Here is a 14,503-nt window from a genome sequence, read left to right on the forward strand (position 1 = left end):
TTAAACATTTTTTCGAAATAGAAAAATTTTGTGTAGCTTTGGGATAAGATTTTAAACCCCATCTTTTTAAGAAGTCCAAACCTAAACAATCTTTATTAAAGTTGCTTTTAAACTTGTGGCGCAATGGTTTTGATTGTGCCGCACGTTAGCGTACTTTTTCTACCCCAAAATAGGCGTACCTTTTTCTTTCAGGTTTCTTTTTTTTAGGTTTAAAATCAAAACTTTATGGGTTTCTCAAAAACTTGTCTTATCGTTGATGACTTTGCCAGCACGCGCCGCGTCGTCAAAATTGCCTTAGAAAACAAAGGCTATGAAGTCTTGGAAGCCACACAAGGCAAAGAGGCTTTACAAATTTTACAGCAAAAAAACATAAGTATCGTCCTAACCGATTTGAATATGCCCGAAATGGACGGCATAGACCTTGTCAGGGCTATCAGAGCCTTAGAACGGTATCAAAATTTGCCCGTCATTCTTATCAGCACCGAAGCACGTTCGGCGCGTAAGCAGGAGGCTTTTCAGGCAGGCGCGACCAGCTTTTTAGCCAAACCCTTCACGATGGAGCAGCTTTGTGGGGTCATAGAAAAGGCTGCGCTATAAGGACGTTATCATTGTGCTATAATCCTGCCTCACAAAAAAACCAAAGGGTTTTGAAAGCCCTTTGGTCTATCCAAATCATATTGACAAGTCTTGTTTACATCATCTTACTTTGTTTCCTGCGCCCAATTAAAGCGGTCGGAGGCAGGGAAAGCCCAAGGCGCGGCGTTATTGCCTACGTTGGTGAGCATCGATTTCCAAGAATCGGGTACATTTGCCTCTTCCATCGCGACATAATTGCGCATCTGCATAATAATATCCAACGGACTGATGCTAATGGGACAAGCCTCGACACAGGCATTACAAGTGGTGCAGGCTAAAAGTTCTTCCTTGCTTACATAGTCGCCATACAAAAATTTGCCGTCGTGCTGGTAGTTTTCCCCCAAGCTATCCATTTGCGCCCCAATTTCTTCTATTCTATCGCGCGTATCCATCATAATCTTGCGTGGCGAAAGTTTTTTGCCTGTCAGATTGGCAGGGCAGGAATCGGTACAACGCCCACATTCGGTACAGGCGTAAGCGTCCATGAGGTTTTTCCAAGTCAAATCGGTAGCATCTTTTGCGCCAAAACGTTCAGGCATGGCATTAGGGTCTGCGTTGGGGTCTGGTTCTGCTATTCCGAGCGCGATTTTGACCTCGTTGGTTACGCTTTCCATATTTTCAACCTTCCCTTTGGCTTGTAGGCGTGTATAATAGGTATTAGGGAAAGCCATAATGATATGCAAATGTTTAGAATACGTAACATAAATGCCGAAGGCAAAAATACCCGAAATGTGCGCCCACCAAGCCGTTCTTTCTATCAAAACCAAAGAACTATCAGAAAAGCCGCTATAAAGTGGTATAAAAAATTGGCTCACCAAAAAGCGCGTCGGACTTTCGAAAATGGCATAGTGCGCCGCTCCACGCTCCTGCAAAATGCTATCTGTGGCGTTCATGGTGAAAAGGAAAAACATCAGAATCACCTCGAAAATCAGAATCAGATTGCCATCGAGAGATGCCCACCCTTTCATTTCGGGCTTCTGAAAACGCTCTACCTTCAAAACATTTCTTCGTACAAAAAAGACGACACAAGCAACGACAACGAAAAAGCCCATCAATTCATAAAAACCAATCAGAAACTGGTACAAAGAAGTGGGCAAAAAGCCTGCAAAAAGGCGATGGCTGCCTGTCAGTCCGTCTAAGACAATTTCGAGCAGTTCGCTATTGATAAGGACAAAACCTGCAAAGATGAGGTAGTGTAGCAAACCCACAATCGGGCGGGCAAACATCTTGCGTTGGGCTACGGCAAATTCTAAGACTTTGCCCAAACCTTTTTGTTTGTTTTCGGGCATTTCCAAATCCCTACCCAAAAGAATATTCCTACGGATAGCCTTGAAACGCTGATACACCAAAAGTGCCGTCGCACCCAAGAGCGCGACAAAAAGCAAAATCTGGAAGATATATGCAAAATAATTGAGAGAATCAGTCATAAAATTGTGAAATTGTTTGAGATAAAAGGGAGGATATGAATTGGCATAGGTCAAGTTTTTGACGCAAAAACGCTTTTGTAGCACGCTTTTGTTTGCACGCTTGCTGCAAAGGTATCAATAAGCCCATAACAAGGCTGCCCCAAGCTATCCTAAAATACAACAAGACAACCAATAAGATAGGGCTTTCAAAGCCACAAGATACCGCAAAAATACTCGGCACGCCTACTATTTGCAAGCAAAAATGCAAACCTTTCGTAAAAATCGCAATATTTTGACTCTTAAAGGCGGCGCAGACCCTTTTTTGGGTATAATTTAGAGCATTTCTAAATTGTAAGCCATAGAAAGCCTCCTCTTTTTGGAAAGTTAGCAATAGAAATAACGCAAAGGCGCAAATTTTGGGAATTTGTCATCAAAAAAAAGGGGCAAAACTTTGTCAAGCCCAAGTTTTCTTACTACCTTTGCAGTCTGTTTTTCAAATATCCCTCTTGTTACATCTTTGTCTTATGAAAAATCCACTCATTGCGCTTGTAGAAAAAGAATACAGCGAGGCTTTGAAGGAAAAGAATTTTCCTGAATTTCGTGCAGGCGATACCATCAACGTTCACGTAAAAATCAAAGAAGGCGATAAAGAGCGCGTACAGCAATTCCAAGGCGTAGTTATCCAACGCCGCCACACTAATAGCAACGGCGAAACTTTTACAGTTCGCAAGGTGTCTAATGGGGTGGGTGTAGAGCGCGTTTTCCCTATCAATTCGCCTAATGTCGATAAAATTGAATTAGTACGCAGAGGCAAAGTACGCAGAGCGCGTTTGTTCTACTTGCGTGGTTTGATGGGTAAAGCGGCACGTATCAAAGAAAGACGCTAATTTTTAAATTGTTAATGGTTAATTGTGAAGGCAAATGCTTCGAGTCCCTATCTTTTTAGGCAGGCTCTGCTTCTCCACAATCGACCTACGATTAACCATTAACAATTCTACTGTGCTTCTTTTCTGCCTTTGATATCGAGTATGAAAACTTCGCTTTTTATAGCCCAACGCTATCTTTTTTCTAAAAAGAAAAAAAATTTTATCAACTTTCTTACCATTCTCTCCGTTATCGGCGTTGCAATAGGCTCGGCGGCACTTGTGGCGGTGCTTTCTGTTTTTAATGGTTTGGAAGAGCTAACGCGAAGTTTGCACACCTCACACAATCCCGAATTGAAGGTCAGCCCAAGCAGGGGCAAAACCTTTCAGGCAGATAGCCTACTTTACACACAAATCCTCGACCTGCCAGAGGTAATCGCCCTAACAGAGGTCATAGAAGACAATGCCCTGCTCCGCTACCAAGATGGGCAGATGGCGGTAAATGTAAAAGGGGTGAGCGATAATTTTTATCAACAATATCGCCTTGCCGAAAAACTTACCGCAGGCGAATTTAAAATCAAAGGCGAGGACGCTTATTTTGCCTTGTTAGGTTATGGCGTGCAGGCGCGTCTTTCCGTTTCGCTTTCCAATGACATCACGCCTTTGGAATTTTGGTATCCAAATCGCGACAAAAAAACAGTATCGCCCACCAATCCTTTGAGTGCCTTTCACAAAGGCAGCCTAAGAGCCGCAGGGGTGCTTTTTATAGAACAGCAATTCGACCAAGCCAACGTCATTGTGCCTATAGAATTTGCAAGCCAACTTATGGATTACCAAAACAAGCGCACTTCGCTCGAAATCAAGACCACCGACGGCAAAGAGAAAACCATTAAGGCACTGCAAAAAAAATTGCGCTCACTTTTGGGCGATAAATTTAAAGTAGAAAATCAGGAAGAGCAGCAAGCCACTATCCTACGCGCTTTTAAAATAGAACGGCTATTTGCCTACATCACCTTTTCGTTTATTTTGGGAATCGCGAGTTTTAATATTTTCTTTTCCTTAGCGATGCTTGCCATAGAAAAGCAGCACGACCATTTTATCCTTTCCGCAATGGGGGCTTCACCTAATTTGTTGCGCAACTTATATCTTATTTTGGGCGCACTTATCGCCTTTGGCGGCGCAATCTTGGGCTTGCTCATGGGCTATCTCTTAGTCTGGACGCAGCAGAAGTATGGCTTTATCAAATTGGGCGTAGAAATGTCTTTGATGAACGCCTATCCTGTCAAGATGGAAGTTACCGACTTTATTTTGGTAGGCATCACCGTTGCAGGCGTTACTTTTTTGGCGGCTTGGATACCTGCCCGAAATGCAGCCCATATCAAATCAAAATAAAATGGTGAATGAGGGTGCAGAAATGAGTCTTTTGTTTAGATATTTTTTTGCTTAGTTTTTTATTTTTTTTCAATCTAAAAAAACATCTCTTTCCAACAGAACCGCCAACTTACTCTTTTTTTACACAATATTCACGTTAAATTGAAGCAGGCACTTGTTTTTCTAAGAGAAAACCCTTATTATTGGATTGCCTACCTACCGTTTTTAGCTTTTTTAGCAAAAAAGAGAACAAAGTCTAAAAACAAAATAGGCAGGGCAGAAGCAAAAAGGGCATTGATGCTACTATTTGCGTACTTTCTCTTAAATCCCATTTGACCTTGAAAGAGAAAATAGACAGCAGAAATTTGGAAAGGCGACATTTTATTTTGCGCTTAGGTATTGAAATTGGTCTGCACACCTTCCTATTCTATTGGGTAGGCAGTTTGCTGACCTTATCGACGCTATGGGGGCAAGCCTTAAATCCTAAGAAACAACTCTCACAGTACATTGCAGAGAGATGGGACACCGAGGCAGGGCTTTCGTCCAGCACCACAACGCGCGTGCGCCAAAATTCGGAAGGCTATCTTTGGGTTACTTCTTATTTAGGCATCAACCGTTTTGACGGCGTTCGCTTCACTACCTACGACCCTTCGAACATCGAGGGCTTACATTCTGTTACCTTCGCCGACCTATTCGAAACGCCTGATAGTGCGCTCTGGTTTGTCGCGACAGGGCGTGGGGGCTTGGTGCGCTATCAAAAAGGGATTTTTCGCTATTTTGGAAAAGATGCGAATTTTATAGAATGTCCGTTGCAATGTATTGCCTTCGACAAACGCTATCCCGACCTGCTTTTTTTAGGCTCTATCGGCAATGGGCTTTTTATCTTTGATAGGAAAAAAGAAAAATTTGAGGCACTGAATACCTACGCTCCTTTGGTAGGGCAATCTATTCCGCGCCTATTGGCTACTAAAAATGGCAAGATATGGGCTGCCACAGAAAATAATGGCGTTGTCGTTTTCGACTATCAAGATGGGGAGAAATTTGTGCATCATACCCTTGAAAACACCCCTGCCTTCAAGACCAACAACATACTTTCTTTTTTAGAAGACAAAAAAGGTAGAATTTGGGTTGGAACGCGCAATGGCTTACTTCGCTACGAAAACAAGAATTTCACCTTTATAGAAGCCACTGAATCGTATTCGGTGATGTATCTTTTAGAAGATGAGGCAGGCACGATTTGGATAGGCACAACAAAGGGATTAGGCAGGCTGCTGCCCAATGGCTCTTTGGATTTTTTGGATAAGATAGAAGACATCGCCCTAAACGTAACCAGCATGAGTTATGATAGAGAAGGCAGTCTTTGGGTTTCTCTTTATAGAAATGGCTTGGTGCGCCTCCGTCAGGGCAAATTTGAAAACTATACACAGAGCGAGGGCATGGCTTCGCTTTCGGTCAATAAAATTTATGAAGTAGAGCCGCAGGTCTTTTTAGTGGGTACAGATGCGGGCATCATCAATATCATAGATGAAAGAAAAGAACAAAACAGCGTAACGGCACTTTCGCTCGAAAAGTGGATTGAAAATGAGCGCGTGCGTGGGATTCTCAAAGATAGCAAGGGCAATCTTTGGATAGCCTCCTACAAAGGCGTGCTAAAAATTGAACCTAAGCCTACCTTTTCAGAAAGCCAAAAAACGCTCTTTTCCATCAAAGAAGGCTTAGGCGACGAACAGGCGCGACTTGTTTTTGAATCCGAAAAAGGCGACATCTGGATAGGCACGCGCTCGGCAGGCATTAGCATTTTGCACCAAGACGGCACTTTTTCACAACTTAACAAAGACAATGGAAAACTGCCCGCTAATTTTATCATGCAAATCAAAGCCTTGCAAGAGGGTAAGATTGCGGTAGCGACCAATAATGCGGGAATTGCTATTTTAGACCAAGAAGGCAACCTGCTAACGGTCTTCGATTTCGACAAAGGATTGGCAGATAATCGCGCCTTTGGGATTTATGAAGATGTAAAGGAAAATGCCATTTGGATAGCAACCAGCAGCGGTATTTCTATCATCAGCCAATACCTACAACCCGAAAAAGCGCAAATTTTCACCTTAGATAAGAACTTAGGCTTAGGAGCAGAGAGCGTCTTTGACATCACCGACGACGATTCGGGCATGATTTGGTTTTCTTCCAACTTAGGCGTGTGGCAGGAAGAGAAGTTGGCTTTTTATGAGGTCATGCGTGGAAAGAGAGCCAAAATTGCGCCCCGTCTTTACAATAAAGATGATGGCATGAAAAGCGAGGAATGTACAGGGGCAGTACACTTTTGTAAAGCCCAAGATGGCAAAATTTGGATACCTACTTTGGGGGGCGTATCGGTCATCAATCCCAATAAAATTCCCATCAATGCCGTAATGCCTTCGGTTTATATAGAAAAAGTCCTCACCGACACGCTCGCTTGGCAGGTAGAAAAAGGGCAAGTCTTAGAACTTGAACAGGGCTGGCGAAGGCTCAATTTTGAATTTACGGCACTTAGTTTTATCGCCTCCGAAAAAGTTACTTTTAAGTATCAGTTAGTAGGTTATGATAAAGATTGGATACAGACGCAGAGCGAGCGAAGGATTAGCTACACGAGTTTGCCACCGGGCAAGTATGAATTTAAAGTCTTGGCAGCCAATCACGATGGCATCTGGAACAACGAAGGCGCAAGTATTCATTTTATTATCAAACCTTATTGGTATCAACAGAAGATTTTTTATCTTATTTTGGTGCTTTCGCTGCTGCTGCTCTTGGGGCTAATTTATAGGTGGCGCATACAGATTGTAGAAAATCAGAAGCAAGCCTTAGAGCGCATTGTGCAGGAGCGCACTGCCGAATTAAACCTTCAAAAGGAAGAAATCGAAACCCAAAAAGACCGCATAGAGGAACAAAACAAATCGTTGGCTCTTTCTTTGGCGACTTTGGAAGCCGTTTCAGACATAGGCAAAAAAATCACGACGGCACTCGAATTGAGCGACCTTTCCCAAATGCTTTACGACCGTTTGCAGCCCCTTATGCCCTTAGAAGGTTTGGGAATTGGTATTTTTAATGCAACAGAAAAGCGATTAGAGTTTAAATTTTTCATAGAAAAAAATAAGCCGCTGCCTTCCTACTACGAATTTATTGGCGATAAGCAGTTTTTGGCAGTGCAGGCTTTCCTACAAAAAGAAAAAATTTGGCTCAATCGGGTAGAAAGCAAAGCCGCCATTCACTACAACGAGCGACAGCTTGCCGAGCGTTTGCAACCCGAAGCCGCCATTTACCTACCTTTGGTAGTAGAAAATAGAAGCATTGGCGTGATGACGGTGCAAAGTTATCGCAAGGAGGCTTTTACCGAAAAGGACATCACGCTTCTGCAAGCCTTAGCCGTTTATGTAGGAATTGCACTCGACAATGCCTCCGCCTACGAAATTATACGCGATAAAAACCGAAATATCACCGATAGTATTCGCTACGCCCTAACGATACAGGAGTCGATTTTGCCTACCTATGAAAAAATGAACCAAATGTTTGAAGATTATTTTATCTTGTTCAAACCCAAAGACATTGTTTCAGGCGATTTTTATTGGCTACATGCACAAGGCGAATACAAATTTGTGGCAGCGGTCGACTGCACAGGACATGGCGTACCCGGTGCCTTTATGTCTATGATAGGAAGCACGCTACTGACCGACATCGTAAGCATCGAAAAACTTACCTCGCCTGCGGCAATTCTCAAAAAGCTCAATCAGGACATCAAATTAGCCCTCAAACAAGACGAAAAACAAAACGACGATGGCATGGACATCGCCCTTTGTGTCTTCAAAAAGGAAAGCGATACAGCCGTTGAAGTAGTTTTTGCAGGTGCAAAACGTCCGCTTTATTATACCCAAAACGGCGAAATCTACGAAATTAGGGGCGACAAATACGCCATCGGGGGCAGAGATAGAAAGCGCGAAAAGCACTTCCAAGACCACAGCCTAAGCCTTCAAACAGGGGCAATTATTTATCTAACCACAGACGGATACGGCGACCAAGCCAACGACGACAAAGAAAAAATCGGCTCGCACCGTCTTAAAGAAATGTTTAAAAACTTGCAGCAAGAGCCGCTTCCTATCCAAAAAGAAGCCCTCCAGACTGCCTTCGAAGCCTTCCGACGCGATTTGCCCCAGCGCGATGACGTTACCATTTTGGGCTTGCAACTATAACTTACAAAGGGCTTATCAATCAAAGACGAAACTATTTAGGGCAAGTTTAAAGTCTAAAAATCATGGATTAGGGTAGGGACAAGGCGCAGTGCCTTGTCCGAAGTTAGATTGAAGGAAAAAAGCGTTTTCAGAGCCAAAAGCCGTCAAAAAGATTTGCCCCTGCATTTTTAGGGTAATTCCTGCAATTTTGCCAAACGCAAACTAACGGCGTTTTTATGGGCAAAAAGTTGTTCGGCTTCTGCCATCTCTTCTACGGTTTTTCCCAAATGCTGCAAACCCTGTGGCGTGAGGGTCTGAAAGGTTATTTTTTTGATAAAACTATCCAAAGAAACCCCACTATAAGCACGCGCAAAGCCGTTGGTAGGCAAGGTATGATTTGTACCAGAGGCATAATCGCCCACTGATTCGGGCGTGTAGTGTCCCAAAAAGACCGACCCTGCCTCGCTGATGTGTTCTGCCTGCGCTTGGGCATCATCAAAAGCAATAATCAAATGTTCGGGTGCATATTGATTTGAAAATTCAATCATTTCTGATTTAGACGACAACAAAACCATCAGACTATTGGCTAAGGCTGCCTTTGCCATCTCTTTGCGTGGCAGATGCTCGACTTGTTTTGCCAATTCTTTCTGGACAGATTCTAAAAGTAGTTCGGTATCTGTTAGGAAAACGACTTGACTATCAATCCCATGCTCGGCTTGGGAAAGCAAATCGGCGGCAATAAAGGCAGGGTCGGCACTGCTATCTGCCATTACTAAGACTTCGGAAGGTCCCGCAGGCATGTCGATGGCTACTCCTTGTCGCGCTACATACTGTTTTGCCGCCGTTACATATTGATTGCCCGGACCGAAAATTTTATAGACCGCTGGCACAGATTCAGTACCATACGCCAAAGCCGCAATCGCCTGCGCTCCGCCTACTTTAAAAATTTGGGAAATACCCACTTGTGAAGCCGCATAAAGAATCGCAGGGTGAATTTTGCCCTCTCTATTAGGCGGCGTAGTGAGGATAATTTGCTTGCAGCCTGCAATTTGGGCAGGCACACCCAACATCAAAACCGTAGAAAAAAGGGGTGCCGTTCCTCCCGGTATATACAAACCTACTTTTTCTATCGCCACCGATTTGCGCCAACAGTGGATGCCCTTGGCAACTTCCAAAGGCTGAAAGTTCTCCTTTTGTGCCTGATGAAAAAGCCTAATGTTGGCAATCGCCTCCTTGATAGCCTGCTTCAATTCGGGCGAAACAAGCGTTTTTGCCTCCTCGATTTCGGCTTCACCGACGGCTAAATGGTTTAATAAAGTAGGCTCTACTTTATCAAAAAGTTGCGCATAGTGGCGCAAAGCGGTATCGCCTTGTGTCGCCACTGTTTGCAAGATTTGGGCTACTTTTTCTTCCAAATTGGAAAAATCAAATAGCGGACGTTGCATCAAAGCCGTCCATTCTTTTTTGGCAGGAAAGCGGTAAATTTTCATATTCGAAAGAAAAAACTGACAAGGCAGCCTTTTAAAACAAAAGGGACATTATCAGATTTGTTTTTTGTTGGAAACTTAAAGTAGGCAATCTTACGGGGTTTGCGGAAAGGCATTATAGCTATTTTTGGCTTCGGTGAAAAGTCCGAGCAGGGCGGGATTTTCTTCTACCGAAGTGCCTACCACTGCCACATCTGCACCTGCCTGATATGCTGCCCGTAGGTCTTGGGCTGTGCGAATACCGCCACCTACCCAAATTGGAATCCCTACCTGTGTGGCAACGGCTTGTATCATAGAAGGCGAAATAGGACGCGCTGCCCCGCTGCCGCCATCTAAATAAACCATTTTGAAGCCCAAAAGTTCGCCTGCAAGTGCAGTAGCCAAAGCGACGCTATCTTTTTCGTAGGGAATGGGTAGGGCTTGGCTCATGTAAGTCGCCGTAGTGAGATTGCCACAAAAGATAAGTAAATAGGCGGTAGAAATGATTTCGAGAGCCTCTTTTTTCTCCAAATTTTTGAGCAAAGGCGCAGCCACAACCTGCTGCCCTATCAAAAGTTCGGCGTTGCGGCTCGAAAGTAAGGACAGAAATAGGATAGCATCTGCCTGCCCCGAAATTTGCCACGCTTGCGAAGGAAAGAGCAGGACGGGCAGCGAAGCCGCCTTTTTGAGCGTCCGAATTAGGTTTTCTACTTCCTGATTAAAGATAAGGCTACCCCCGACCAGCAAAAAATCAACGCCTTGCGCTTGGGCTTCCTTTGCTAAGGCGGTAGCGGCTTCGAGGCTTATGTCGTCAGGGTCGAGAAGCAGTGCCAAGGACTTTACGCCTTTTTTTTTACGATTTTGTAAAAGTTCGTAAATAGAATTTGTTTTTTCCACCGTTTTATCGCATTTTGCAGTAAGTCGATACCTTCTCAAACTTATTAGAAACAAAAAAAGGTCAGTGCTGTGAGCCTGACCTTTTCTTATTTTTGCTTTTAGTGCTTTTTAGTTTTTCTAATTCTTTTTTGAATGATATACTTTTGAATGATATACGGAAATTCAAACCAGAATTGAAATTTGAGTGAGCCATATTGGATTCGAACCAATGACCTCTACCCTGTCAAGGTAGCGCTCTAAACCAACTGAGCTAATAGCTCGCTTTGAATGATGGTGCAAAGGTAATGTCTTTTTTCGAAACTACCAAATCTATTGCCGCTTTTTTCTAAAAAAATAGCCACTAAAAAGCGATTCTCCCCTTTGCGCTGTTTCTCACCTTTGTAACGAGTTTAAAATCAAGCCTTTACAAGTGTGTCTATTTTTTGTCCGTATTCTATTTTTAGGCAGCAACAACGCAAGCGCAACTTTTTCCGTATGACTTTTGTTGCTTTCATTACACTTTTATATCATTGTACCTACAAATAAATAACGCCTCCAACTTTGTATCCGCGCTTTCTTTGCTACAAACCCTCTTTTCCAAGATACCTTAGATACGCCTTGTATCCACCTCAATAAGGTTAAGTTCTGCCAAAAGTCCTCTTTTGTCAAAATTAGAAACAAAATAAAATTTGGTATCAAGCCTATTTTTGGGTCTTAAACCCTTTTTTGTTTCCCTCTTGCTTGTTTCCCTCTCACTGCGGAAAAGCCATTGCCTTGTCCCTACATTTGAACCTAACTTTTGGAACTTAACATCACTAATATCCACTTAGAAGACTGCTCCTTTTACTTTCTTTTCTCCTTATTGTTATGAAACCTCGCACGCTTTTACTGTATCTGTTCGCACTTTCCAATTTTGCGCATATCGTAGATTTTATGATTCTCATGCCTTTGGGCGATGTCTTGATGAAAGATTTTGCTATTCCGCCTCAAAAATTCACCTACTTGGTATCGGCTTATGCGGTCAGTGCCTTCTTTGCAGGCATTTTTGGGGTCTTTTTCATCGACCGTTTTGATAGAAAAAAGGCACTCTTGGCGGTCATGTTTGGTTTTGGTTTGGGTACGATAGCTTGCAGTTTTGCACCCAGCTATGAATTTTTCCTTTTGGCACGCACCCTAACGGGCTTTTTCGGCGGCATCATCGGCGCATTGGTTTTGGCAGTGATTAGCGATTTATACCCTTTCGAGGAAAGAGGAAAGGCGATGGGCATTGTCAGCACCTCTTTTTCCTTAGCTTCTGTGTTGGGCGTGCCGTTGGGTTTGATTTTGGCAGATAGCTATAATTGGCAACTTCCGTTTCTTCTTTTGGGCGGTTTTGTGTTTGTGATGGCTTTTCTCATTTTAAAATTGATGCCCGCTATGGACGCGCACCTAAAAGATGCTAATTTGGAAAAAGAAAACAAATTACAACAACTATTTTCCATCTTAGGAAATGCCAACTTGCGGAAAGCCCTTGCCCTGACTATTTTGATGATAATGGGGCATTTTTCTATCATTCCCTTCATCAGCCCCTATATGATACGAAATGTAGGACTTTTGCAACAAGACATCAAGTATATTTACCTATTTGGTGGATTAGCGACGGTAGTTTCCGCGCCTTTGGCAGGGCGTTGGGTAGATAAATTTGGAGCAGCGCGGGTCTTTTTGATAGCCTTATTGAGTTCCTTTGCCGTCATTGCCGTCCTGACGAATCTTAGCCCTGTGCCACTCTGGACTGCCCTTGTTGTTACAACGCTGTTTTTTATTGCAACCAACTCGCGCTTTGTGCCTGCCCAAACGCTTATCACCTCTTCGGTAGAACCCAGCAGAAGGGGGAGTTTTATGAGCCTCAACGCCTCTGCCCAGCAGTTGGCTTCGGGGAGTGCCTCTCTTTTGGGCGGTTGGATTGTGAGCGAAGCCGCCACAGGGCAAATCCAACACTATCCTATTTTGGGAATGGTGGCAATAGGCATCAGTGCTTGTACGCTTTTTGTCGTATTTTCTCTTAAAATTGTCAAATAATAAAGTGATAAAATGGGCTATTTTTTCTTTCAATAATCTATAAAATTAGTTTGGGTCTGTTTGCGAATAGTTGGAAAACAATATGTAGAACAGACCTGCGCTTGTCCGCAATAATGTTAAGTTCTGTAAAAAGCCTTGTTTTATTACAGTTTTTTCAAATTTGACACGAAATAAAATTTGGTTTTGAAACCCTCCCTTTGGGGGAGGGCAGGGTGGGGTTCATTCCTTTTTTATTTCAATCTCACAGCGGACAAGGCATGCCTTGTCCCTACATTTGAATCTAATTTTTAGAATTTAACATCACTGCCCTTTGGGGGAGGGCAGGGTGGGGTTCATTCCTTTTTTATTTCAATCTCACAGCGGACAAGGCAATGCCTTGTCCCTACATTTGCACCTGATTTTTAGAACTTAACACTACTGCACTTATCTCCTGCGTTTATCCTAAAAGCAACTCAAAAAACTTTTCAAAATGCAGTTATTTTAAAAAGAACTTTGTATCTTCGTGATAGCAATCATAGCCTTCGAGTGGGTGCAAAGAAGGCTTTGTTTAGAGAATAAAGAAAAAATTTCAACTCTTTTTTTAAAAAATACTTGCATGTCATACGCTCATATTCGCGAAGAAGAACTCAAAAATAAAGTAGCGCAAGACTATTTTATTGATTTTGATTGTACTAAAATAATTGGCAATATTGACTTTTGCGTTGTAGCCAAAACAAGCCCCCTTCAAGAATCGCTCTACGAAACGCCTTCCCTGCTTTGGGCAGAGGCAAAAAAGGGCAGTGCCGACCTCTACAAGGCACTTGTCCAGCTTATCCTAACTATCGGCAAGGCACGAACCTTTGATAAAACGCTCCCTGCGGCTTTTTTAGGTGCGTTTGATGCCGAAAAAATCGCTTTTGTACCCTATAATAGCGTTCAGGAGGTTTTTTATCAGAATGATTTTAATTGGAATGTTGCCCCTTCTAATCAGGATAGCAAAGAATTTAAACAACTTTTTCAGACAGTTCAGCATATTATTGATGAAAACTCGCTTCTTTTTCAATTTGAAAAAGAGGCGCAGGAACTTAAAGATTTTATTAAATCTAATTTTATAGAAGGGAATTTACACTTTTCTAAAATTCAAATTGATAAAAACAATTTTATTACGATTTATAATAAATGGTTACAAACGGTAAAACCTACCATTGCAGCCGATTGGGATTTGGTGAAAAAAGGCGGACTTATTGATGGTGATTTTTATTTAGCAGACTTACTTTCCCTTGAAAATCAGACCATTAAAGACAAACTTTTTGTTCTTTTAAATAACAATCATTACGAACTCGACCGAAAAATAGATGATTGGGGCATGTTTAGTTCGCGCCGCACTGCCTTTCACGACGGACAAAAAGCACACCAGCAGTTTTGGAAGAAATACGAAAGACCGCCCAAAGAGCAATATTGGGATTATATCGTGGCACGACGCGACTTGCTTGTACCGCAGGACATTCGCGAAAGAAAGGGCAGTTTTTTTACCCCTCAAATTTGGGTAGAGCTTTCCCAACAATATTTAGCCGATACCTTCGGGCAAAATTGGCAAGATGAGTATTACGTATGGGACTGTGCCGCAGGAACGGGAAATTTGTTAGCAG

9 protein-coding genes and 1 tRNA gene are annotated in these 14,503 nt (G+C 42.8%); 6 read left to right on the plus strand and 4 right to left on the minus strand.

The annotated features are described in order from the left end of the window. Nucleotides 1-225: 225 nt before the first annotated feature. A complete protein-coding gene (locus G500_RS0110670) occupies nucleotides 226-597 on the plus strand; it encodes a response regulator (RefSeq protein ID WP_027002549.1) in 372 nt (123 codons plus the stop codon). Between the two features lie 104 nt (nucleotides 598-701). Here G500_RS0110670 and G500_RS0110675 read toward each other — a convergent pair whose 3' ends face one another. Next, nucleotides 702-2,063 (minus strand): 4Fe-4S dicluster domain-containing protein, encoded by a 1,362-nt coding sequence (locus G500_RS0110675; protein ID WP_035757132.1) that lies wholly within the window; start codon nucleotides 2,061-2,063, stop codon nucleotides 702-704. Between the two features lie 503 nt (nucleotides 2,064-2,566). Between G500_RS0110675 and rplS the strand changes: the two genes are divergently transcribed. The 3 genes from rplS (at nucleotide 2,567) to G500_RS0110700 (ending at nucleotide 8,496) form a co-directional block, all read left to right on the plus strand. After that, entirely contained in the window at nucleotides 2,567-2,929 is a 363-nt protein-coding gene (gene rplS / locus G500_RS0110685; RefSeq protein ID WP_027002552.1) for a 50S ribosomal protein L19, read from the plus strand. A 141-nt stretch (nucleotides 2,930-3,070) separates the two neighbouring features. Further along, nucleotides 3,071-4,297, plus strand: coding sequence for an ABC transporter permease (locus G500_RS0110690; protein WP_027002553.1), 1,227 nt, complete (start codon nucleotides 3,071-3,073; stop codon nucleotides 4,295-4,297). A gap of 317 nt (nucleotides 4,298-4,614) precedes the next feature. Beyond that, nucleotides 4,615-8,496, plus strand: a complete 3,882-nt coding sequence (locus G500_RS0110700; RefSeq protein WP_154657123.1) for a two-component regulator propeller domain-containing protein — start codon at nucleotides 4,615-4,617, stop codon at nucleotides 8,494-8,496. A 167-nt stretch (nucleotides 8,497-8,663) separates the two neighbouring features. On the opposite strand, the gene hisD is transcribed toward G500_RS0110700, so the two are convergent. The 3 genes from hisD to G500_RS0110720 form a co-directional block, all read right to left on the minus strand. Next, nucleotides 8,664-9,965 carry a histidinol dehydrogenase gene (gene hisD / locus G500_RS0110710; RefSeq protein ID WP_027002555.1) on the minus strand — a complete coding sequence of 434 codons (1,302 nt, stop codon included), beginning with the start codon at nucleotides 9,963-9,965 and terminating at the stop codon, nucleotides 8,664-8,666. 90 nt (nucleotides 9,966-10,055) lie between these two features. Beyond that, nucleotides 10,056-10,838, minus strand: a complete 783-nt coding sequence (locus tag G500_RS0110715) for a phosphoglycerol geranylgeranyltransferase (RefSeq protein WP_086047883.1) — start codon at nucleotides 10,836-10,838, stop codon at nucleotides 10,056-10,058. 185 nt (nucleotides 10,839-11,023) lie between these two features. Further along, nucleotides 11,024-11,098, minus strand: a tRNA-Val gene (locus G500_RS0110720). Between the two features lie 586 nt (nucleotides 11,099-11,684). Between G500_RS0110720 and G500_RS0110730 the strand changes: the two genes are divergently transcribed. Both G500_RS0110730 and G500_RS26000 read left to right on the plus strand, forming a co-directional pair. Continuing rightward, on the plus strand, nucleotides 11,685-12,875 hold the full coding sequence (locus tag G500_RS0110730; protein ID WP_027002558.1) for an MFS transporter: 1,191 nt from the start codon (nucleotides 11,685-11,687) through the stop codon (nucleotides 12,873-12,875). A gap of 595 nt (nucleotides 12,876-13,470) precedes the next feature. Beyond that, the coding region (locus G500_RS26000) for a hypothetical protein (protein ID WP_035757222.1) at nucleotides 13,471-14,503 on the plus strand (1,033 nt) is incomplete at its 3' end.

Origin of the sequence: Hugenholtzia roseola DSM 9546, from assembly GCF_000422585.1 — a bacterium.
Taxonomy (GTDB): Bacteria; Bacteroidota; Bacteroidia; order Cytophagales; family Bernardetiaceae; genus Hugenholtzia; species Hugenholtzia roseola.

Coding starts and splice junctions, on each gene's coding strand:
- rplS (WP_027002552.1), top strand. CDS start 2,567: ATGAAAAATCCACTCATTGCGCTTGTAGAAAAAGAATACAGCGAGGCT.
- G500_RS0110690 (WP_027002553.1), top strand. CDS start 3,071: ATGAAAACTTCGCTTTTTATAGCCCAACGCTATCTTTTTTCTAAAAAG.
- G500_RS0110670 (WP_027002549.1), top strand. CDS start 226: ATGGGTTTCTCAAAAACTTGTCTTATCGTTGATGACTTTGCCAGCACG.
- G500_RS0110675 (WP_035757132.1), bottom strand. CDS start 2,063: ATGACTGATTCTCTCAATTATTTTGCATATATCTTCCAGATTTTGCTT.
- hisD (WP_027002555.1), bottom strand. CDS start 9,965: ATGAAAATTTACCGCTTTCCTGCCAAAAAAGAATGGACGGCTTTGATG.
- G500_RS0110730 (WP_027002558.1), top strand. CDS start 11,685: ATGAAACCTCGCACGCTTTTACTGTATCTGTTCGCACTTTCCAATTTT.